General features: G+C 59.6%; 18 protein-coding genes. 16 read left to right on the forward strand and 2 right to left on the reverse strand.

The genetic code is table 11. From position 1 onward, the window contains the following. Positions 1-7: 7 nt before the first annotated feature. Entirely contained in the window at positions 8-2,710 is a 2,703-nt protein-coding gene (locus tag ACOYXI_RS24990) for a [protein-PII] uridylyltransferase (RefSeq protein ID WP_210558092.1), read from the reverse strand. Positions 2,711-2,751: 41 nt separating this feature from the next. Then, the gene (map, locus tag ACOYXI_RS24995) at positions 2,752-3,534 is read right to left on the reverse strand and encodes a type I methionyl aminopeptidase (protein ID WP_007964271.1); all 783 of its coding nucleotides are present in this window, start codon (positions 3,532-3,534) and stop codon (positions 2,752-2,754) included. Positions 3,535-3,907: 373 nt separating this feature from the next. Here map and rpsB point away from each other — a divergent pair, with 373 nt between their 5' ends. From rpsB to dnaE, 16 genes are all read left to right on the forward strand, one after another. Then, positions 3,908-4,645 carry a 30S ribosomal protein S2 gene (gene rpsB / locus ACOYXI_RS25000; RefSeq protein ID WP_003222119.1) on the forward strand — a complete coding sequence of 246 codons (738 nt, stop codon included), beginning with the start codon at positions 3,908-3,910 and terminating at the stop codon, positions 4,643-4,645. Positions 4,646-4,848: 203 nt separating this feature from the next. Next, positions 4,849-5,712 (forward strand): translation elongation factor Ts, encoded by an 864-nt coding sequence (gene tsf, locus ACOYXI_RS25005; RefSeq protein ID WP_027611027.1) that lies wholly within the window; start codon positions 4,849-4,851, stop codon positions 5,710-5,712. Between the two features lie 212 nt (positions 5,713-5,924). Beyond that, on the forward strand, positions 5,925-6,668 hold the full coding sequence (gene pyrH, locus ACOYXI_RS25010) for a UMP kinase (RefSeq protein ID WP_003222124.1): 744 nt from the start codon (positions 5,925-5,927) through the stop codon (positions 6,666-6,668). Beyond that, a complete protein-coding gene (frr, locus tag ACOYXI_RS25015) occupies positions 6,665-7,222 on the forward strand; it encodes a ribosome recycling factor (RefSeq protein ID WP_047291868.1) in 558 nt (185 codons plus the stop codon). The genes pyrH and frr overlap by 4 nt, the downstream gene beginning before the upstream one ends. Before the next feature lie 14 nt (positions 7,223-7,236). After that, positions 7,237-7,992, forward strand: coding sequence for a polyprenyl diphosphate synthase (gene uppS / locus ACOYXI_RS25020; protein WP_003222128.1), 756 nt, complete (start codon positions 7,237-7,239; stop codon positions 7,990-7,992). After that, positions 7,992-8,798, forward strand: a complete 807-nt coding sequence (locus tag ACOYXI_RS25025; RefSeq protein WP_007964272.1) for a phosphatidate cytidylyltransferase — start codon at positions 7,992-7,994, stop codon at positions 8,796-8,798. The genes uppS and ACOYXI_RS25025 overlap by 1 nt, the downstream gene beginning before the upstream one ends. Beyond that, entirely contained in the window at positions 8,795-9,985 is a 1,191-nt protein-coding gene (ispC, locus tag ACOYXI_RS25030) for a 1-deoxy-D-xylulose-5-phosphate reductoisomerase (RefSeq protein ID WP_461675427.1), read from the forward strand. The genes ACOYXI_RS25025 and ispC overlap by 4 nt, the downstream gene beginning before the upstream one ends. Before the next feature lie 54 nt (positions 9,986-10,039). Continuing rightward, entirely contained in the window at positions 10,040-11,392 is a 1,353-nt protein-coding gene (rseP, locus tag ACOYXI_RS25035; protein ID WP_047601293.1) for a sigma E protease regulator RseP, read from the forward strand. Between the two features lie 74 nt (positions 11,393-11,466). Continuing rightward, a complete protein-coding gene (bamA, locus tag ACOYXI_RS25040) occupies positions 11,467-13,842 on the forward strand; it encodes an outer membrane protein assembly factor BamA (protein ID WP_098967465.1) in 2,376 nt (791 codons plus the stop codon). 45 nt (positions 13,843-13,887) lie between these two features. Then, a complete protein-coding gene (locus tag ACOYXI_RS25045; RefSeq protein WP_003222140.1) occupies positions 13,888-14,391 on the forward strand; it encodes an OmpH/Skp family outer membrane protein in 504 nt (167 codons plus the stop codon). 3 nt (positions 14,392-14,394) lie between these two features. Next, complete coding sequence (gene lpxD / locus ACOYXI_RS25050; protein WP_135295056.1) at positions 14,395-15,450, forward strand: UDP-3-O-(3-hydroxymyristoyl)glucosamine N-acyltransferase; 1,056 nt, start codon at positions 14,395-14,397, stop codon at positions 15,448-15,450. Positions 15,451-15,556: 106 nt separating this feature from the next. Then, positions 15,557-15,997, forward strand: coding sequence for a 3-hydroxyacyl-ACP dehydratase FabZ (gene fabZ, locus ACOYXI_RS25055; protein WP_003222142.1), 441 nt, complete (start codon positions 15,557-15,559; stop codon positions 15,995-15,997). Beyond that, the gene (gene lpxA / locus ACOYXI_RS25060; protein WP_007964278.1) at positions 15,994-16,770 is read left to right on the forward strand and encodes an acyl-ACP--UDP-N-acetylglucosamine O-acyltransferase; all 777 of its coding nucleotides are present in this window, start codon (positions 15,994-15,996) and stop codon (positions 16,768-16,770) included. The genes fabZ and lpxA overlap by 4 nt, the downstream gene beginning before the upstream one ends. A 2-nt stretch (positions 16,771-16,772) precedes the next feature. Continuing rightward, positions 16,773-17,903, forward strand: coding sequence for a lipid-A-disaccharide synthase (lpxB, locus tag ACOYXI_RS25065; RefSeq protein WP_027611035.1), 1,131 nt, complete (start codon positions 16,773-16,775; stop codon positions 17,901-17,903). An 8-nt stretch (positions 17,904-17,911) separates the two neighbouring features. Next, complete coding sequence (gene rnhB, locus ACOYXI_RS25070; RefSeq protein ID WP_027611036.1) at positions 17,912-18,538, forward strand: ribonuclease HII; 627 nt, start codon at positions 17,912-17,914, stop codon at positions 18,536-18,538. A gap of 76 nt (positions 18,539-18,614) precedes the next feature. Then, a complete protein-coding gene (gene dnaE / locus ACOYXI_RS25075; protein WP_097086450.1) occupies positions 18,615-22,136 on the forward strand; it encodes a DNA polymerase III subunit alpha in 3,522 nt (1,173 codons plus the stop codon). Positions 22,137-22,272: the final 136 nt, after the last annotated feature.

Here is a 22,272-nt window from a genome sequence, read left to right on the forward strand (position 1 = left end):
TGCTGGATCAAATACTGATGCGCGAAAGCTTGATATCCGGTTCCTGATTGACGCTCAGTTGCTCGACGATTGCGTCCTGCAGGCGACTGCACAGCAGCGGGTCGGAGAGCGGCTGGTTGTGGGCGTCGGTGATGAAGAACACGTCTTCTACGCGTTCGCCCAGGGTCGCAATCTTGGCGTTCTGCAGCGACAGGTCGAACTCGAGGAAGATCCCGCCGATCCGTGCCAGCAGGCCCGGGCGATCCGGTGCCGTCAGTTCCAGCACTGTCACCGGACGCTGAGCGTCGTTATGGATCGTCACCTGCGGCGCGAAGGCGAAGTGCTTGAGCTGGCGCGGCACCCGGCGCTGGATGATTGTCGGGTAATCGTCCGGATTGCGCAGTGCTTCGGTCAGGCCGTCGCGAATCTGTTTGACCCGCGCCGGGTTGTCGCCGATCGAGTCGCCGTCGGTGTCGAGCACGATGTAGGTGTCGAGGGTGAACTGGCTGCTCGAAGTGATGACCCGGGCGTCGTGAATGTTCAGGTTGAGCTGGTCCATCGCGGCCACGGTCACGGCGAAGAAATCGTGCTGGTCCGGGGCGTAGATGAAGATCTGCGTGCCACCTTCGAACTCGCGCTGGGTGGTTTCCTTGATCAGCACCAGCGGACCGCCATCGGCCGGCTGCTGCAGGATCGCGTCACTGTGCCAGGCCACGTCGCCGGCGGTGTGACGCAGGAAATAGTCATCGCCCAACTGCGCCCACAACTGCTCGACGTCGTCCGGATCGGTGCCGCCGCGCACGAGGATGTCCAGCGCCGCACTCTGGGTCTGGCGGATCTGCTCTTCGCGATCCACCGGATTTTCCAGGCCACGGCGCAGAGCGCGTTTGGTCTCGGTGTAGAGCTGGCGCAGCAGGCTGGCGCGCCACGAATTCCATAGGGTCGGGTTGGTGGCGTTGATGTCGGCCACGGTCAGCACATACAAGTAGTCCAGACGGGTCTCGTCGCTGACGATCTGGGCGAAATCGTGGATCACCTGCGGATCGGACAGATCCTTGCGCTGTGCGGTGGTCGACATCACCAGGTGGTTCTGCACCAGCCAGACGATCAGGCGGCTGTCCCACAGGGGCAACTGATGGCGCTGGCAGAACGCTTCGGCATCGACTGCGCCGATGTCCGAGTGATCGCCATGCCGGCCCTTGCCGATGTCGTGGTACAGACCGGCCATGTAGATCAGTTCAGGCTTGGGCAGTTTGGCCATGAGCTTGGCGGCCAACGGGAATTTTTCCGACACCTGGGTGTATTGCAACTTACGCAGGTGTTTGATCAGGTTCAGCGTGTGCGCATCGACCGTATAGATGTGGAACAGGTCGTGCTGCATCTGCCCGACGATGAAACCGAATTCCGGCAGGTAGCGCCCGAGGATGCCGTAGCGGTTCATCCGGCGCAGGTTGCGGTGCACGCCGATCTTGCACTTGAACAGCTCGATGAACAGGCTGGTGTTGCGGATATCGTTGCGGAAGTTGTCGTCGATCAGGTGCCGGTTCTCGCGCAGCAGACGAATGGTGTCAGCGCGTACGCCTTTGATTTCCGGCTGCTGGGCCATCAGCACGAAGATCTCGAGCATGGCGAACGGTGTGCGGCGGAACACGTTGTCGTTCCGTGCCTCGATGTAGCCGTCGTGCAACTGGAAGCGCGAGTTGATCGGCTGCGGCGGTGCTTCGTCTTCCGGGGCGAGGATGACTTCCTCGAAGTGCTGGATGATCAGGTCGCTGAGTTGGGCGATGCTCATGACCACGCGGAAGTACTGCTGCATGAAGTTTTCGACGGCCTGTTTGGCGTCGTCGCCTTCAAAGCCGAGCAGGCCGGCGATGGTCCGTTGATGATCGAACAACAGGCGGTCTTCCGAGCGCCCGGCGAGCATGTGCAGGGCGTAACGCACTTTCCAGAGGAATTCCTGGGACGACGCCAACAGGGCGTTTTCGCTCTCGACCAGGAAACCTTCACCGGCGAGGGCGCGCAGGTTCAGGGTGCCGTACTGACGCCGGGCCACCCACAGAATCGTCTGGATATCCCGCAGGCCACCGGGCGAGCCTTTGACGTTGGGTTCCAGGTTGTATTCGGTGTCGTTGTACTTGTGGTGACGGGCCTTTTGCTCGGCGCGTTTGGCCAGGAAAAACTCCTTGGCCGGCCACATGTGCGCGGTGCTGGTGACATCGAGCATGCGCTGGCGCAGGCGTTCGGGGCCGCAGATGGTGCGGCTTTCCATCAGGTTGGTGACCACCGTCAGGTCGGCGCGGGCCTCTTCGGCGCATTCGTCGACCGAGCGTACGCTCTGACCGACTTCCAGGCCGATGTCCCACAGCAGCGTCAGAAAACGCTCGATGGAATCGCGGAAGACTTCGTGATCGGCGCTGTCCAGCAGGATCAGCAGGTCGATGTCGGAATAGGGGTGCAACTCACCACGGCCGTAGCCGCCGACCGCGACCAGTGCGATATCGGCGTCTTCGCTCCAGTTGAACTGCTCCCAGGCTTTTTGCAGGATGTTGTCGACGAACCATGCACGGTCTTCGATCAGTCGGCGGATGTCGCGGCCGCTGCGAAAACGCGTGTCGAGAACCTCGCGCGCCTGGCGGATCGCCTTCTTGAACGCCGCGATGGGACTCGCTTTCAGGGCCAGTTCAGCCTGGAACTGGCCGCGGTCGAAGAGTTCGGGATCCACCTGCGGCATCGATTGGCTTTCCTTCTATAGGGCTGGGAGCGTTCTTGGGATCAGGCCGAGACGCGCGGGATGGTGTCGTCGGCGCGCAGGGTGAAGATCTCGTAGCCGGTGTCGGTCACCAGCAGGGTGTGTTCCCACTGCGCCGAGAGCTTGCGGTCCTTGGTGATGGCGGTCCAGCCGTCGCCCAATACCTTGGTGTCGGCCTTGCCCTGGTTGATCATCGGTTCGATGGTGAAGGTCATGCCGGCCTTCAGTTCCATGCCGGTGCCGGCGCGACCGTAATGCAGGATCTGCGGCTCTTCGTGGAACACCTTGCCGATGCCGTGGCCGCAGAACTCGCGAACCACCGAGAAACCGTTCTTTTCCGCGTGCTTCTGGATGATCTCACCGATGTCGCCGAGGCGGCAGCCAGGTTTGACGATTTCGATCGCCTTGTACATGCATTCCTGAGTGACCTGCGACAGGCGTTCGGCCCAGACCGGCACTTCGCCAACGTGGAACATGCGGCTGGTGTCGCCGTGGTAGCCGTCCTTGATCACGGTGACGTCGATGTTCAGGGTGTCGCCATTCTTCAGCGGCTTGTCATTCGGAATGCCGTGGCAGACGACGTGATTGATCGAGGTGCAGATCGACTTCGGGTAGCCTTTGTAGTTGAGCGGCGCAGGGATGGCCTGCTGCACGTTGACGATGTAGTCGTGGCAGATCTGGTTCAGTTGATCGGTGGTCACGCCCGGTTTGACGTGTTCGGCAATCATTTCCAGCACATCGGCGGCCAGTTTGCCGGCGACACGCATGCCAGCGATGTCCTCGGGGGTTTTGAGGTTGACGGTCATACAGGCTCTCTCTGCGCTCGGCGGCGCTTGCTGATACGGATAGGGTGGCAGGTGTGGGATTTGCGACCCTGAAAAACGCGATTCTACCAGACGAAAGGAGCAAATCCGCGCCTGCGTGCATCGCGTCTGTCTATACAATGATGCGCTTGAAGGCGATTCCAAGGGGGCTGCGCCCATGTCCCTGGTGCGATTGCAGATTCCGGGTTCCGTTTCTGTGCACCCTGTGGTATAAAATGCGCCGCTTTCCGGGGATACCCCGAAAAGCTTAAATCCACACACGTGTCGACACGATGACCTGGGTGCTTTTGGCTTTATGCCACTGGTTGGTCATTGGGATACGTGGAGGCCAAACCCGACTTATTAAGGAACTATCATGTCCCAAGTCAACATGCGCGATATGCTGAAGGCCGGTGTGCACTTCGGTCACCAAACCCGTTACTGGAATCCGAAAATGGGTAAGTACATTTTCGGCGCGCGTAACAAGATTCACATCATCAACCTTGAAAAAACCCTGCCAATGTTCAACGAAGCTCTGACTTTCGTAGAGCGTCTGGCCCAGGGCAAAAACAAGATTCTGTTCGTCGGCACCAAGCGTTCCGCTGGCAAGATCGTTGCTGAAGAAGCAGCACGTTGCGGTTCGCCGTACGTCGATCACCGCTGGTTGGGCGGCATGCTGACCAACTTCAAAACCATTCGTGCTTCCATCAAGCGTCTGCGTGACCTTGAAGTTCAAGCCGAAGACGGTACTTTCGCCAAGCTGACCAAGAAAGAAGCGCTGATGCGCTCCCGTGACCTGGAAAAGCTGGATCGTTCGCTGGGCGGCATCAAGGACATGGGCGGTCTGCCAGACGCACTGTTTGTGATCGACGTTGACCACGAGCGCATCGCGATCACCGAAGCCAACAAGCTGGGCATCCCGGTCATCGGCGTTGTCGATACCAACAGCAGCCCGGAAGGCGTTGACTACATCATCCCAGGCAACGATGACGCAATCCGCGCTATCCAGCTGTACATGGGTTCGATGGCTGACGCAGTGATCCGTGGTCGCAACAATGTTGCTGGCGGCACTGTTGAATTCGCAGCTGAAGAAACTCAGGCTGCAGCTGAGTAATCGACGCCCTGGCGTTGACTCAGTAAGCAAAAAGGGGGCTTGGCCCCCTTTTTGCCACCTCGAAAACCGTTTGTTGGCGCCCACTTGTGGCAGCGCACCTCCTGCATTTGTAACGTGCAGCAGCTACAAGGTGTTTCGGGAAGAATTGAACGCCCGTTCGATCGGGTGGAATGGTTGAAAACCTATCCAAGAGGAATTTGAAAATGGCAGCAATTACTGCAGCGTTGGTTAAAGAACTGCGCGAGCGTACCGGCGAAGGCATGATGGACTGCAAGAAAGCCCTGGAAAAGGCTGACGGCGACATCGAAAAAGCCATTGATGACATGCGTGCTTCGGGCGCGATCAAGGCTGCGAAAAAGGCTGGCAACGTTGCCGCTGAAGGCGCAATCGCAATCAAGGACGACGGTAAAGCTGCCGTTATCCTGGAAGTGAACTCGCAGACCGACTTCCTGGCTCTGCAAGACGACTTCAAAAACTTCGTCGCTGCCAGCGTTGAAAAAGCTTTCGCTGACAAGCTGACCGACGCTGCTCCGCTGATCGCTTCGCAAGAAGCTGCTCGCGAAGCACTGGTTGCCAAAGTAGGCGAGAACGTCAACATCCGTCGTCTGGCCCGTATCGAAGGTGACGTTGTAGGTTCGTACCTGCACGGCAACAAGATCGGTGTCGTTGTGGCTCTGAAAGGCGGTGACGTCGAGCTGGCCAAAGACATCGCGATGCACGTAGCTGCCAGCAACCCTGAGTTCCTGCTGCCTTCGCAAGTTTCGGCTGAAGCGATCGAGCGTGAAAAAGCTGTGTTCCTGCAGCTGAACGAAGAAAAGATCAAAGGCAAGCCAGAAAACATTGTTGAGAACATGGTCAAAGGCCGTATCAGCAAGTTCCTGGCAGAAGCAAGCCTGGTTGAGCAGGCGTTCGTCAAGAACCCTGAAATCAAGGTTGGCGAGCTGGCCAAGAAAGGCGGCGCAGAAATCGTTTCCTTCACCTACTTCAAAGTAGGCGAAGGCATCGAGAAGCCGGTCGACAACTTCGCTGAAGAAGTTGCTGCCCAGCTGGCTGCCGCCAAGCAATAAGACGGTTTTTCAACTGTCGCCCGAAAGAGGCTGCCCGCTCACGCGCGCAGCCTCTTTTCAGATGGGGTTACCATTTTTTAATTGGTTTCCACTGGGAACTGAATTACAAAGCCAGGTTCCGATGGCGCTGAAGCAGCGCCAAGCTAGAGTGAACGGCAGCTGTAAAACAGCTTGCACAGAATTTTTTAAATACGCCGCAGGAGAGATTGGCAATGGCTCAGCAGGGCAGTGGTTATCAGGCTCGCTATAAACGCATTCTACTCAAGCTTAGCGGCGAGGCCCTGATGGGCTCGGAAGAGTTCGGGATCGATCCAAAAGTGCTGGATCGGATGGCGCTGGAAGTCGGCCAACTGGTCGGTATCGGCGTACAGGTCGGTCTGGTGATCGGCGGTGGCAACCTGTTCCGTGGCGAGGCCTTGAGCAAGGCTGGCATGGATCGGGTGACAGGCGACCACATGGGCATGCTGGCCACTGTGATGAACGCCCTGGCCATGCGCGATGCGCTGGAACGTGCCAATATCTCAGCCATCGTGATGTCGGCCATTTCCATGGTTGGCGTGACCGATCACTATGATCGCCGCAAAGCCATGCGCCACCTGAACTCCAAGGACGTGGTGATCTTCGCCGCCGGTACCGGTAATCCGTTCTTTACCACGGATTCGGCAGCCTGCCTGCGTGCCATCGAAATCGATGCCGACGTCGTGCTGAAAGCGACCAAGGTTGATGGCGTTTACACCGCAGACCCGTTCAAAGACCCGCATGCCGAGAAGTTCGATCATCTGACTTATGATGAAGTGCTGGATCGCAAGCTGGGTGTAATGGATCTGACTGCTATCTGCCTGTGCCGCGATCACAAGATGCCGCTGCGCGTATTCAACATGAACAAGCCCGGCGCCCTGCTGAACATTGTGCACGGCGGCGCTGAAGGGACTTTGATCGAGGAAGGCCAACAATGATCAACGAAATCAAGAAAGACGCCCAAGCGCGTATGCAGAAATCCCTGGAATCTCTGAACCACGCGTTCGGCCAGATTCGTACCGGCAAGGCTCACCCGAGCATCCTCGGCAGCGTCATGGTGCCTTACTACGGCACTGACACCCCGCTGAGCAGCGTGGCCAACGTCACCGTGAAAGATTCGCGTACCCTGCAAGTCGTGGCCTTCGAGCGCAACATGCTCGCTGCCGTCGACAAGGCGATCCAGAGCGCCGGTCTGAACCTCAATCCGACCAACCTGGGTGAGTTGCTTTTGATCCCGATGCCTGCCCTCACCGAGGAAACGCGCAAGGGCTTCACCAAGCAGGCTCGTAGCGCAGCGGAAGATGCGCGCGTTGCCGTGCGCAACATTCGTCGTGACGCATTGGGTGAGCTTAAAAAGCTGGTCAAGGACAAGGAAATCAGTGAAGACGAAGAGCGTCGTGCCATCGCTGATATCGATAAGCTGACCAAGGAATCCGAGGCCCAGATCACCAAGGCCACGGACGAGAAAGAAAAAGACCTGATGGCCGTATAAGGGTCGAGCTTTTAATGGACAAGACCAAGCAGTCTGCGCCGTCCGCGGTGCCGCGCCATGTCGCGATCATCATGGATGGCAATAATCGCTGGGCGAAAAAACGCTTTATGCCGGGTGTCGCCGGGCATAAGGCCGGCGTGGATGCTGTGCGGGCAGTGATCGAGGTGTGCGCTGAGGCCAAGGTCGAAGTGCTCACCCTGTTCGCCTTCTCCAGTGAAAACTGGCAGCGCCCGGCCGATGAAGTCAGCGCCTTGATGGATCTGTTCTTCAAGGCGCTGCGTCGTGAGGCCAAGCGTCTGAACGACAACAACATCAGCTTGCGCATCATTGGCGATCGCTCGCGTTTCCATCCTGAGCTTCAGGCAGCGATGCGCGAAGCGGAAGCCATGACCGCCGGTGCCAACCGCTTCATCCTGCAGATCGCCGCCAACTACGGCGGTCAGTGGGATATTGCCCAGGCGGCGCAGCGTCTGGCGCGTGAAGTTCAGGCCGGGCATCTGCGTCCGGAAGACATCACACCGGATCTGCTGCAAACCTGTCTGGCCACCGGCGACCTGCCGTTGCCGGACCTGTGCATCCGCACCGGTGGCGAGCATCGCATCAGCAACTTCCTGCTGTGGCAACTGGCGTATGCCGAGTTGTACTTCTCCGACCTGTTCTGGCCGGACTTCAAACACGAAGCCATGCGCACCGCGCTGGCCGATTTCGCTTCGCGCCAGCGTCGCTTCGGTAAAACGAGCGAACAGGTCGAAGCTGGAGCCCGGGTTTAATGCTTAAACAACGAATCATCACTGCGCTGATCCTGCTGCCGATCGCTTTGTGCGGGTTTTTCCTGCTCGAAGGCTCCGGTTTTGCGCTGTTCATCGGTCTGGTCGTGAGCCTGGGCGCCTGGGAATGGGCACGCCTGGCGGGCTTTACCGCGCAGTCGTTCCGTGTCGGCTTTGCCGCTGTCGTCGCGCTGATGCTGTTCGTCATGTACGTCCTGCCGGGCCTCGCCCCTTGGGTGTTGGGCGCTTCGGTGTTGTGGTGGGCGGTGGCGACGTACCTGGTCCTGACGTACCCGCGTTCGAGCGAGCACTGGTCCACGGCGGCCACCAAACTGGTGATCGGCTTGCTGATCCTGTTGCCGGCCTGGCAAGGGCTGGTGCAGATCAAACAGTACCCGCTGGGTAACTGGCTGATCATGGCGGTGATGGTGCTGGTCTGGGGGGCCGACATCGGTGCCTATTTCTCCGGCCGTGCTTTCGGCAAGCGCAAGCTGGCGCCGCAAGTCAGCCCGGGTAAGAGCTGGGAAGGCGTTTATGGTGGTCTGGCGCTGAGTCTGGTGATCACCGCGATCGTCGGCCTGGTGCGTGACTGGACCGTGGCCGAACTGCTCAAGGGCCTGATCGGCGCTGCATTGATCGTATTCATTTCTGTGGTGGGCGACCTCACCGAAAGCATGTTCAAGCGCCAGTCCGGCATCAAGGACAGCAGCAACCTGCTGCCCGGTCATGGCGGTGTGCTTGATCGCATCGACAGCCTGACCGCTGCGATCCCGATTTTTGCCGTACTGCTGTGGATGGCTGCACCGTGAGCCGCCCGCAACAGATTACTGTTCTGGGGGCGACCGGTTCGATTGGCCTGAGCACCCTGGACGTCATCGCTCGGCATCCCGAGCGTTATCAGGTTTTCGCCCTGAGCGGCTTTACCCGCCTGAGCGAGTTGCTGGCCTTGTGCGTTCGGCATGTGCCGCAGTTTGCGGTGGTGCCTGAAGTGGCGGCGGCGCGTGGCTTGCAGGACGACCTGCGGGCTGCTGGCCTGTCCACTCGCGTATTGGTCGGGGAGGAGGGGCTGTGCCAGGTCGCCTCCGCCCCTGAAGTTGATGCTGTGATGGCCGCCATCGTCGGTGCCGCGGGCCTGCGCCCGACCCTGGCAGCAGTAGAGGCCGGGAAGAAAATCCTTCTGGCCAACAAAGAAGCGCTGGTGATGTCCGGCGCGCTGTTCATGCAGGCCGTGCACAAGAGCGGTTCGGTGTTGCTGCCGATCGACAGCGAGCACAACGCGATCTTCCAGTGCATGCCGCAGGATTTTGCCCGCGGGCTGGGTGCGGTCGGCGTGCGGCGGATTCTGCTGACGGCTTCGGGCGGTCCTTTCCGGCAGACGCCGATGAGCGAGCTGGCGCATGTTTCGCCTGATCAGGCGTGTGCGCACCCGAACTGGTCGATGGGTCGCAAGATCTCGGTGGACTCGGCCAGCATGATGAACAAGGGCCTGGAGTTGATCGAGGCCTGCTGGCTGTTCGACGCCAAGCCGTCGCAGGTCGTGGTGGTGATTCATCCGCAGAGTGTGATTCACTCGCTGGTCGACTATGTGGATGGCTCGGTATTGGCGCAGTTGGGCAACCCTGACATGCGCACGCCGATTGCCAACGCATTGGCCTGGCCTGAGCGGATCGACTCGGGTGTGGCGCCGCTGGATCTGTTTGCCGTTGCGCGCCTGGATTTCGAGGCGCCGGACGAACAGCGCTTCCCTTGTCTGCGCCTGGCGCGGCAGGCGGCGGAGGCCGGCAACAGTGCGCCGGCCATGCTCAATGCGGCCAACGAAGTGGCAGTCGCGGCGTTTCTCGACGGACGCGTTGGTTATCTGGAAATCGCGAGTATCATCGAGGACGTGCTGAACCTCGAGCCAGTGGTTGCGCTTGAGGATCTGGACGCGGTGTTTACCGCGGACGCGAAAGCGCGGATTCTGGCCGAACAGTGGCTGAATCGTCACGGCCGATAGCCGTTGCAGAACCATGGCGTCACGCGGCACTGAACAGGATTGCGGAGAAAGTAGATGAGCGCGCTCTATATGATTGCCGGCACCCTGATCGCTTTGGGTGTGCTGGTCACCTTTCACGAATTCGGCCACTTCTGGGTCGCGCGTCGCTGTGGCGTCAAGGTTCTGCGTTTTTCCGTTGGCTTCGGCATGCCGTTGTTGCGCTGGCACGACAAGCAGGGCACCGAATTTGTCGTCGCCGCGATTCCGCTGGGTGGCTACGTCAAAATGCTCGATGAGCGTGAGGGCGAAGTACCGGCCGATCAGCTTCATCAATCCTTCAATCGCAAATCGGTTCGCCAGCGCATCGCTATTGTCGCGGCGGGACCGATCGCCAACTTCCTGCTGGCCCTGGTGTTTTTCTGGGTGCTGGCGATGCTCGGCAGTGAGCAGATCCGTCCGGTCATCGGTGCCGTCGAGTCCGGCAGCATCGCGGCCAAGGCCGGTTTGAATGCCGGTCAGGAGATCGTTGCCATCGATGGCGAGCCGACTTCCGGCTGGGCGGCCGTCAATTTGCAGTTGGTCCGTCGTCTTGGGGAAAGCGGTTCCCTGCAATTGCTCGTGCGCGAGCAGGGCTCTACCGCTGACACGCCGCGCGAACTGGCGCTGGATCACTGGCTCAAAGGCGCCGATGAACCCGATCCGATTCGCTCGCTGGGTATTCGCCCATGGCGCCCGGCGTTGCCGCCGGTGCTGGCCGAGCTCGATCCAAAAGGTCCGGCGCAGGCCGCCGGTCTGAAAACCGGCGACCGCCTGTTGTCGCTCGATGGCCAGGCGCTGGGTGACTGGCAGCAAGTGGTCGATACCGTTCGTACGCGTCCTGATACCAAAATCTTGCTGCGCGTCGAGCGCGACGGTGCTCAAATCGACGTCCCGGTGACCTTGGCTGCGCGTGGCGAAAGCAAGGCGCCGAGCGGTTATCTGGGTGCTGGCGTGAAAGCTGTGGACTGGCCGCCGGAAATGATCCGCGAGGTCAGTTATGGCCCGTTGGCCGCAATTGGCGAGGGTGCCCGGCGTACCTGGACCATGAGCATCCTGACGCTGGACTCACTGAAGAAAATGCTGTTTGGCGAGCTCTCGGTAAAAAACTTGAGTGGGCCGATAACCATTGCTAAAGTGGCGGGCGCTTCTGCCCAGTCGGGCGTTGCTGATTTCCTGAATTTCCTTGCTTATCTGAGTATTAGCCTGGGGGTTCTGAATTTGCTGCCCATTCCTGTACTGGATGGGGGGCATTTGTTGTTTTATCTGATTGAGTGGGTGCGTGGTCGCCCCTTGTCGGATCGGGTGCAAGGTTGGGGGGTGCAGATCGGTATCAGTTTGGTGGTCGGAGTGATGTTGCTTGCTCTGGTCAATGATCTGGGTCGACTGTAAAGCTTCGCTGAATTGCGAATCTGCCGCATTTTGCGGCAGTTTGTTTATTGCCAGTTGGAATAAGAAAGGACTTCATGAAACGTCTGCTGCTAACTGCGGTTCTCACCGTATTGATGATCGCCGAAGTTCACGCCGAGTCCTTCACTATCTCTGATATTCGCGTCAATGGCCTCCAGCGGGTCTCCGCGGGTAGCGTCTTTGGTGCCTTGCCGTTGAACGTCGGCGAGCAGGCGGATGATCGTCGCCTGGTGGAATCCACTCGTGCGTTGTTCAAAACCGGTTTCTTTCAAGATATCCAGCTGGGCCGCGAAGGCAACGTACTGGTGATCACGGTCGTCGAGCGTCCGTCGGTCGCGAGTATCGAGATCGAAGGCAACAAGGCGATCTCCACCGAAGACCTGATGAAAGGCCTCAAGCAGTCCGGTCTGTCCGAAGGTGAAATCTTTCAGCGCGCCACCCTCGAAGGTGTCCGTAACGAGCTGCAGCGTCAGTACGTTGCCCAGGGCCGTTACTCGGCGACCGTCGATACCGAAGTGGTTTCGCAGCCGCGTAACCGTGTGGCGCTGAAAGTGAAGATCAACGAAGGCACCGTGGCTGCCATCCAGCACATCAACGTGGTGGGTAACACGGTCTTCCCTGATGACGATCTGATCGACCTGTTCGAGCTGAAAACCACCAACTGGCTGTCGTTCTTCAAGAACGACGACAAGTACGCCCGTGAAAAACTCTCCGGTGACCTGGAGCGCCTGCGTTCCTACTACTTGGACCGTGGCTACATCAACATGGATATCGCTTCGACCCAGGTGTCCATCACCCCGGACAAGAAGCACGTCTACATCACCGTCAACATCACCGAAGGCGAGAAGTACACCGTTCGTGACGTCAAGCTCAGCGGTGACCTGAAAGTGCCTGAAGACCAGGTCAAGTCGCTGTTGCTGGTGCAAAAAGGCCAGGTTTTCTCGCGCAAGCTGATGACCACCACTTCCGAACTGATCACTCGCCGTCTGGGTAACGAGGGTTACACCTTCGCCAACGTCAACGGCGTACCTCAGCCGCATGACGACGATCACACTGTGGACATCCTGTTCGCCGTCGATCCGGGCAAGCGTGCCTACGTCAATCGCATCAACTTCCGCGGCAACACCAAGTCCGAGGACGAAGTGCTGCGTCGTGAAATGCGTCAGATGGAAGGTGGCTGGGCTTCGACCTACCTGATCGACCAGTCCAAGACCCGTCTTGAGCGTCTGGGCTTCTTCAAGGAAGTGAACGTCGAGACGCCGGCCGTTCCGGGTGTCGACGACCAGGTTGACGTGAACTACGCCGTTGAAGAGCAAGCTTCCGGTTCGATCACCGCCAGCGTCGGTTTCGCCCAGAGCGCCGGTCTGATCCTCGGTGGTTCGATCACCCAGAACAACTTCCTGGGTACCGGTAACCGTGTGAGCGTGGGCCTGACCCGCAGTGAATACCAGAGCCGTTACAACTTCGGCTACGTTGACCCCTACTGGACCGCCGATGGCGTGAGTCTGGGTTACAACGCGTTCTATCGCACCACCGACTACAAAGATCTCAACATCGACGTAGCCAGCTATGCGGTAGACAGCCTGGGTGCCGGCGTCAACGTTGGCTATCCGATCAGCGAGACTTCGCGTCTGACCTTCGGTCTGTCCGCACAGCAGGACAAGATCAAGACCGGTCAGTACACCGTTGACGAGATCTTCGACTTCGTTAACAAGGAAGGCGATCAGTACCTGAACTTCAAGGCGTCTGCCGGCTGGTCCGAATCGACCCTGAACAAGGGCGTACTGCCGACCCGTGGTCGTTCGCAGAGCCTGACGCTGGAAACCACGATTCCGGGCAGCGACCTGTCGTTCTACAAACTCGACTACCGTGGTCAGTTGTTCCAGCCGATCACCGAAAACTACACCCTGCGTCTGCACACCGAGCTGGGTTATGGCGACGGTTATGGTTCGACCGACGGCTTGCCGTTCTATGAAAACTACTATGCTGGTGGTTTCAACTCGGTACGTGGCTTCAAGGACAGTACTCTGGGGCCGCGCAGTACTCCGAGTCGTGGTACCAACCCGGGTACTTCGGTTGACCCGGATCAGGATCCGCTGCCGTTCGGTGGTAACGTCCTGATCCAGGGCGGTGCCGAGGTTCTGTTCCCGCTGCCGTTCGTCAAGGATCAACGCTCCTTGCGTACCTCGGTATTCTGGGACGTGGGTAACGTTTTCGATTCGCAGTGCAAGGACACCACCAACGCAAATGGCTCGACGTCCAACACCAAGTGTAACGACATCAGCCTGAGCAACATGGCCAGTTCCGTTGGTGTGGGTGTGACCTGGGTCACCGCACTGGGTCCTCTGAGTTTTGCTCTGGCGATGCCGGTCAAAAAACCGGATAACGCTGAAACTCAAGTGTTCCAATTCTCCCTCGGCCAGACGTTCTAAGCGTCTGACCCAAGATAACGACAATGGATTTTGTAGGAGTGCATCGTGCGTAAGTTGACTCAATTGGTTCTCCTGGCCTCCGTACTGGTGGCAGGCCCGGCGTTCGCCGACATGAAAATCGCCGTTCTGAACTATCAGATGGCATTGCTGGAATCCGACGCGGCCAAGAAATACGCCGTGGATGCCGAGAAGAAGTTCGGTCCGCAACTGACCAAACTCAAGACGCTGGAAAGCAGCGCCAAGGGCATTCAGGACCGTCTGATGGCCGGTGGCGACAAGATGCAGCAGGGCGAGCGTGAGCGTCTGGAGCTGGAATTCAAGCAAAAGGCCCGTGACTTCCAGTTCCAGTCCAAGGAGCTGAACGAAGCCAAGGCAGTTGCCGACCGCGAAATGCTCAAGCAACTGAAGCCGAAACTGGATAGCGCAGTGGAAGAAGTCATCAAAAAAGGTGGCTTTGACCTGGTGTTCGAGCGTGGCGCAGTGATCGATGTCAAACCACAGTACGACATCACGCGCCAGGTTATCGAGCGCATGAATCAGCTGAAGTAACCCATGACCGTGACTATCAAGCTCGGCCAGTTGGCCGAGTTCCTCGGCGCCACCCTGCGTGGCGACCCCGAGACGCAAATTACTGGGCTAGCCACCTTGCAGGAGGCTGGCCCAGCTCAGTTGAGCTTTCTGGCAAATCCTCAATATCGCAAATACCTGGCAAGTTCCCAGGCGGCTGCGCTGTTGCTCAAGGAAGCCGATGCCGAAGGTTTTGTCGGTAACGCGCTGGTGGTGCCGGATCCTTATCTGGCTTACGCCCGTATCTCCCATCTGTTCGATCCCAAACCGAAAGCCACTGCGGGTGTTCATCCCACGGCGGTGATTGCACCGGATGCGGTGGTTGATCCAAGCGCCAGCATCGGTCCGTTTGTGGTGATTGAGGCCGGTGCGCGCATCGGTGCGCAGGTCACCCTGGGCGCCCATTGCGTCATCGGTGCCCGCAGTGAAATCGGCGAGGGCGGCTGGCTCGCTCCGAGGGTGACGCTGTACCACGACGTGCGCATCGGCAAGCGTGTAGTGATCCAGTCCGGTGCCGTTCTCGGTGGTGAAGGCTTCGGTTTTGCCAACGAGAAAGGTATCTGGCAAAAGATCGCCCAGATCGGCGGCGTGACCATCGGCGACGATGTCGAGATCGGCGTGAACACTGCAATCGACCGTGGCGCGCTGGCGGATACCGTGATCGGCAACGGCGTAAAACTCGACAACCAGATCCAGATCGCGCACAACGTCCAGGTCGGTGATCACACCGCCATGGCGGCCTGTGTCGGTATCTCCGGCAGCACCAAAATCGGCAAGCACTGCATGCTCGCCGGTGGTGTCGGCCTGGTGGGGCACATCGATATTTGCGACAACGTTTTCCTGACCGGGATGACCATGGTGACCCACTCGATTACCGAGCCAGGCGCCTATTCTTCCGGCACAGCCATGCAACCGGCGGCCGAATGGCGCAAAAGCGCGGCCCGCATCCGTCAGCTCGATGACCTCGCGCGACGTTTGAAGCAGCTGGAAAAGCGCGTCGGGGAAGTGACCCCCGGCAGCAATGCTTCATCTGATGGCTGATACCATTTCCATATCAAGTGTGCACAGCCTCTAGACTGCCTCCTTGATTTGCTAGAGGAGTGCGCGTCAGTCGCGCTCCCAATCTTTACATAGGCTTCCCCCCGAAATGATGGACATCAACGAGATTCGCGAATACCTGCCTCACCGTTACCCGTTCCTGCTGGTGGACCGGGTGGTGGAACTGGACACTGAAGGCAAGCGCATTCGCGCCTACAAGAATGTCAGCATCAATGAGCCATTCTTCAACGGCCACTTCCCGGCGCACCCGATCATGCCGGGCGTACTGATCATCGAAGCGATGGCCCAGGCTGCCGGGATCCTCGGTTTCAAAATGCTCGACGTGAAACCGGCCGATGGCACCCTTTACTACTTCGTCGGTTCCGACAAGCTGCGTTTCCGTCAGCCGGTGCTGCCGGGTGACCAGTTGATCCTGGAAGCCAAGTTCATCAGCTGCAAGCGCCAGATCTGGAAATTCGAATGCCAGGCTTCGGTCGACGGCAAGCCAGTCTGCTCGGCTGAAATCATCTGTGCGGAACGCAAGCTATGAGTTTGATTGACCCTCGCGCAATCATCGATCCGTCGGCCGTTCTGGCTGACGGCGTCGAGGTCGGCCCGTGGTCGATCGTCGGCGCAGGTGTGGAAATCGGCGAGGGTACCGTGATCGGGCCGCATGTGGTCCTCAAAGGCCCGACCCGCATCGGCAAGCACAACCGCATCTACCAGTTTTCCTCGGTAGGCGAAGACACGCCGGATCTGAAGTACAAAGGCGAAGAAACCCGTCTGGTGATCGGTGATCACAACGTCATTCGCGAAGGCGTGACGATTCACCGTGGCACCGTGCAGGACCGTTCGGAAACCACGCTGGGCGATCACAACCTGATCATGGCCTATGCCCACATCGGGCATGACAGCGTCATCGGCAACCACTGCATCCTGGTCAACAACACCGCGTTGGCCGGGCATGTCCATGTTGACGATTGGGCGATCCTTTCCGGTTTCACCCTGGTGCATCAGTACTGCCACATCGGCGCCCACAGTTTTTCCGGCATGGGCACTGCCATCGGCAAGGACGTTCCGGCGTTCGTCACCGTGTTCGGCAACCCGGCCGAAGCGCGCAGCATGAACTTCGAAGGCATGCGCCGTCGTGGTTTCAGCGAAGATGCGATTCACGCGCTGCGCCGCGCTTATAAGACCGTGTATCGCCAGGGCCTGACCGTGGAGCAAGCGTTGGCCGAATTGGCCGAACCTGCTGCGCAGTTCCCGGAAGTTGCGCTGTTTCGTGACTCGATCCAGTCGTCGACTCGCGGCATCACCCGCTGATCATGGCCAGTCTGCGTATTGCGCTGGTGGCGGGCGAAGCTTCCGGTGACATTCTGGGCGCCGGCCTCATGCGCGCCCTCAAGGCGCAACACCCGGCAGTCGAGTTCATCGGTGTTGGTGGCCCGTTGATGCAGGCCGAGGGCCTGACGTCCTATTTCCCCATGGAACGTCTGTCGGTCATGGGGCTGGTGGAAGTGCTCGGGCGGCTGCGCGAGCTGCTCAAGCGCCGCAAGGACCTGATCGCCACGCTGATCGCCGAGAAACCGGATGTGTTCATCGGCATCGACGCTCCCGATTTCAACCTCAACATCGAACTCAAGCTGCGTCAGGCCGGGATCAAGACCGTGCATTACGTCAGCCCTTCGGTGTGGGCGTGGCGCCAGAAGCGTGTGCTGAAGATTCGCGAAGGCTGCGATCTGATGCTCACCCTGTTGCCGTTCGAAGCAAAATTTTACGAAGAGAAGGGCGTGCCAGTGCGGTTCGTCGGTCATACGCTGGCCGATACCATTCCGTTGCAGGCCGATCGCGCCGCAGCGCGTGCCGAACTCGGTTTGCCCGACGGGCCGCTGGTCGCGTTGATGCCCGGCAGTCGCGGTGGCGAAGTCGGCCGTCTCGGTGCGCTGTTCCTGGATACGGCCGAGCGTCTGCGGGCCATGCGCCCGGGGCTGCGTTTCGTCATCCCGTGCGCCAATGCCGAGCGTCGCGCTCAACTCGAAGAGTTGCTGGTTGGTCGCGACTTGCCGGTCACCCTGCTCGATGGCAAATCGCACCTGGCCCTGGCGGCGTGCAACGCGGTGCTGATCGCTTCGGGCACGGCGACGCTTGAGGCGTTGCTGTACAAGCGGCCAATGGTCGTTGCGTATCGCCTGGCGCCGCTGACCTTCTGGATTCTCAAGCGCATGGTCAAGAGCCCGTACGTGTCGCTGCCGAACCTGCTGGCCCAGCGTCTGTTGGTGCCGGAATTGTTGCAGGATGATGCGACAGTCGAGGCCCTGGCTCAGACGCTGTTGCCATTGATCGAAGGCGGCGAAGAGCAGACCCGAGGCTTCGACGAAATCCACCGCACCCTGCGGCTGGATGCTTCCAATCAGGCGGCGGATGCCGTCCTCAACCTGATCGGTCAGAAACAATGAGCAAGACGATGCAGATGGGCCTGGATTTCACCCTGGTCGCCGAAGTCGAAGAACTGGTGGCCGGTGTCGACGAAGTCGGTCGCGGCCCGTTGTGCGGCGCAGTGGTGACGGCGGCGGTGATCCTCGATCCGAACCGGCCGATCCTCGGCCTCAACGACTCGAAGAAACTCACTGAAGCCAAGCGCGAGAAACTCTACGACGAGATCATCGAGAAATCCCTGAGCTGGTGCATTGCTCGCGCCGAAGTCGAGGAAATCGACGAGCTGAACATTTTGCACGCGACCATGCTCGCCATGCAGCGCGCGGTGGCCGGGCTGCATATTCAGCCGAAACTGGCGATGATCGACGGCAACCGCTGCCCGAAACTGCCGATGCGCGCCGAAGCGGTGGTGCAGGGCGACGGCAAGGTGCCGGCCATCGCTGCCGCGTCGATTCTGGCCAAGGTCAGTCGCGACCGTGAAATGGCTGCATTCGAATTGATCTACCCGGGGTACGGCATCGGCGGCCATAAAGGCTATCCGACGCCCGTTCATCTGGAAGCGTTGGTGCGGCTTGGCCCGACACCGATTCACCGGCGCTCCTTCGCCCCGGTGCGTCAGGCTTACGAGGCGCTTGAAGGTCTGACGCAGGTTTAGGCGCAAGGCTGATGTTTTGTTCGAGGCCCGGTACAATCCGGGCCTTGTTGTCTCTATGTAACTGGACAGGATCACTATGCCGGCTTCATTCGTTCATCTACGCCTGCACACTGAATACTCCCTGGTCGACGGGCTGGTGCGGATCAAGCCACTGGTCAAGGCGCTGACCGGCATGAACATGCCGGCCGTGGCGGTCACCGATCAGAACAACATGTGTTCCCTGGTCAAATTCTATAAAAACGCCATGGGCGCCGGCATCAAGCCGATCTGCGGTGCCGACCTGTGGCTGTCGAACAAGGATCCGGACGGGCCATTGAGCCGGATCAGCCTGTTGGTGATGAACGCCAAGGGTTATCGCAATCTCACCGAGCTGATCTCGCGCGGCTTCATCGACGGCCAGCGCAACGGCATGATCATCATCGAGCGTGAATGGGTCGCCGAGGCCAACGAAGGCTTGATCATGCTGTCCGCCGCCAAAGAAGGCGAGATCGGCATGGCCATGATCAGTGGCAACCCGGACGAAGCCGAAACGCTGGCGCGCGAATGGATGGCGGTGTTCCCGGATCGTTTCTATCTGGAGATCCAGCGCACCAATCGTCCCAACGACGAAGAGCAACTGCACGGTGCCGTGGCCCTGGCCGACAAGCTCGGCGCGCCGCTGGTGGCGACCAACGATGTGCGTTTCATCAAGCAGGAAGACTTCGCCGCTCACGAAACCCGCGTGTGCATCGGTGAGGGCCGTGCCCTCGACGATCCGCGGCGTTCGAAGAATTACAGCGACCAGCAATACCTCAAAAGCGCCGAGGAAATGGCCGAGCTGTTCAGCGACATTCCCGACGCGATCGAAAACACCGTCGAGATCGCCAAGCGCTGCAACATCGACGTGAAGCTGGGCAAGCACTTCCTGCCCGACTACCCGATTCCCGATGGCATGACCATCGACGAATATTTCCGCAAGGTGTCGTTCGACGGTCTGGAAGACCGCCTCAGCGTACTGCTGCCCAAGGACACTACCGAAGACTACGAGGCCAAGCGTCAGGTCTATGTCGACCGGCTGAATTTCGAGCTGGATATCATCATCCAGATGGGCTTCCCCGGTTATTTCCTGATCGTGATGGACTTTATCCAGTGGGCCAAGAACAACGGCGTGCCGGTGGGCCCGGGCCGTGGGTCGGGTGCCGGCTCGCTGGTGGCCTATGTGCAGAAGATCACTGACCTCGATCCGCTGGAATACGACCTGCTGTTCGAACGTTTCCTTAACCCGGAACGGGTCTCGATGCCCGACTTCGACGTCGACTTCTGCATGGACGGTCGTGACCGGGTGATCGACTACGTGGCCGAGAAATACGGTCGCAACGCGGTAAGCCAGATCATCACCTTCGGTTCCATGGCCGCCAAGGCTGTGGTGCGCGACGTGGCGCGTGCCCAGGGCAAGTCATTCGGCCTGGCGGATCGTCTGTCGAAGATGATTCCGTTCGAAGTCGGCATGACCCTGGAAAAAGCCTACGAGCAGGAGGAGATCCTGCGCGACTTCATCAAGGTCGATGAGGAAGCGGCGGAAATCTGGGAGATGGCGCGCAAGCTTGAGGGCGTGGTGCGTAACGTCGGCAAGCACGCCGGTGGTGTGGTAATCGCGCCGACCAAGCTGACCGACTTCTCGCCGATCTATTGCGACGAGGCCGGTGACGGTCTGGTAACCCAGTTCGACAAGGACGACGTGGAGGCCGCCGGTCTGGTGAAGTTCGACTTCCTCGGCCTGCGGACCCTGACGATCATCGACTGGGCGCTGAAAACCATCAACCGTGACCGCGCCAAGGTCAACGAGCCGCCGCTGGATATCGCGTTTATCCCGCTGGATGACAAACCGACTTATCAGTTGCTGCAAAAAGCTGAAACCACTGCGGTATTCCAGCTCGAATCCCGGGGCATGAAAGAGCTGATCAAAAAGCTCAAGCCTGACTGTCTCGAAGACTTGATCGCACTGGTGGCCCTGTTCCGTCCGGGCCCGCTGCAATCGGGCATGGTGGATGACTTCATCAACCGTAAGCACGGCCGCGCCGAATTGGCTTATCCGCATCCGGATTACCAGTATGAAGGCCTGCAGCCGGTACTGGCGCCGACTTACGGCATCATTCTGTATCAGGAACAGGTGATGCAGATCGCCCAGGTCATGGCCGGTTACACCCTCGGTGGTGCGGACATGCTGCGTCGGGCGATGGGTAAGAAAAAACCCGAGGAAATGGCCAAACAGCGCGGCGGCTTCATTGAGGGTTGTGCGTCGAACAATATCGACGCGGATCTTGCCGGTAACATTTTCGACCTGGTGGAAAAATTCGCCGGTTACGGCTTCAACAAGTCCCACTCCGCTGCTTACGGCCTGGTGTCGTACCAGACTGCCTGGCTGAAAGCCCATTACCCGGCGCCATTCATGGCGGCGGTGCTTTCGGCGGATATGCACAACACCGACAAGGTCGTGACCTTGATCGAGGAAGTGCGCACGATGAAGCTGCGCCTCGACGCGCCGGACGTGAACACTTCGGAGTTCAAGTTCACGGTGAACGACGAAGGCCGCATCGTGTACGGCCTGGGCGCGATCAAAGGTGTCGGTGAAGGTCCGGTGGAAGCGATTACCGAGGCTCGTCAGGCCGGTCCATTCAAGGATCTGTTCGACTTCTGCGCCAGGGTCGACCTCAAGCGCATCAACAAACGCACGCTGGACGGTTTGATCCGCAGCGGCGCGCTGGATCGCCTCGGGCCGTACTTCCATGACGAGCAGAAGGCTTATCAGGCCAACATCGACCGCAACCGCGCGGTGCTGTTGGCGGCGATGGAGGAGGCGATCAAGTCGGCCGAACAGACCGCGCGCACCCGCGACAGCGGCCATGCCGACCTGTTCGGCGGGCTGTTTGTCGAGGAAGATGCGGACGTCTACGCGACGCACCGCAAGGCCAAGGAGCTGACCCTCAAGGAGCGGCTCAAGGGTGAGAAAGACACTCTGGGCCTGTACCTGACCGGTCACCCGATCGACGAGTACGAAGGCGAGATTCGCCGTTTCGCCCGGCAGCGCATCATCGACCTGAAACCGGCCCGCGACACGCAAACCGTGGCCGGGATGATCATTGCTCTGCGGGTGATGAAGAACAAGAAGGGCGACAAGATGGGCTTTATCACCCTCGACGACCGCTCGGGGCGGATCGAGGCGTCGCTGTTCGCCGATGCGTTCCACTCCGCGCAGTCGTTGTTGCAGACCGACGCGATGGTGGTGGTTGAAGGCGAGGTCAGCAACGACGACTTCTCCGGCGGCCTGCGCCTACGGGTCAAGCGAGTGATGAGCATGGAGGATGCACGGACCAATCTGGCCGAGAGCCTGCGCCTGAAGCTGCACACTCAGGACTTGAAAGGCGATCAGCTACGCTGGTTGGGTGAGCTGCTCAAGCGTCACCGCGGGGCGTGCCCGATCACCATGGAGTACACCAGTCCCGATGCGAAGACCTTGCTGCAGTTCGGCGAGACCTGGCGAATCGACCCGGCGGATGCGTTGATTCAAGCCCTGCGTGACCAGTTCGGGCGAGACAACGTCTTCCTCCAATACCGTTGACCGGCAAGTGCCATCATTGCGCTCGCCCACAACCTGAATTTTTAATCTCGACCTCAGCGCGCCTCTCCCTTAAGGTAGGGCGCGAATAGACAACCGGCCGGCCCAAGCTCATTTGGGACACGACCCAAGACGGACG

This window comes from Pseudomonas sp. G3-19 (genome assembly GCF_054855875.1).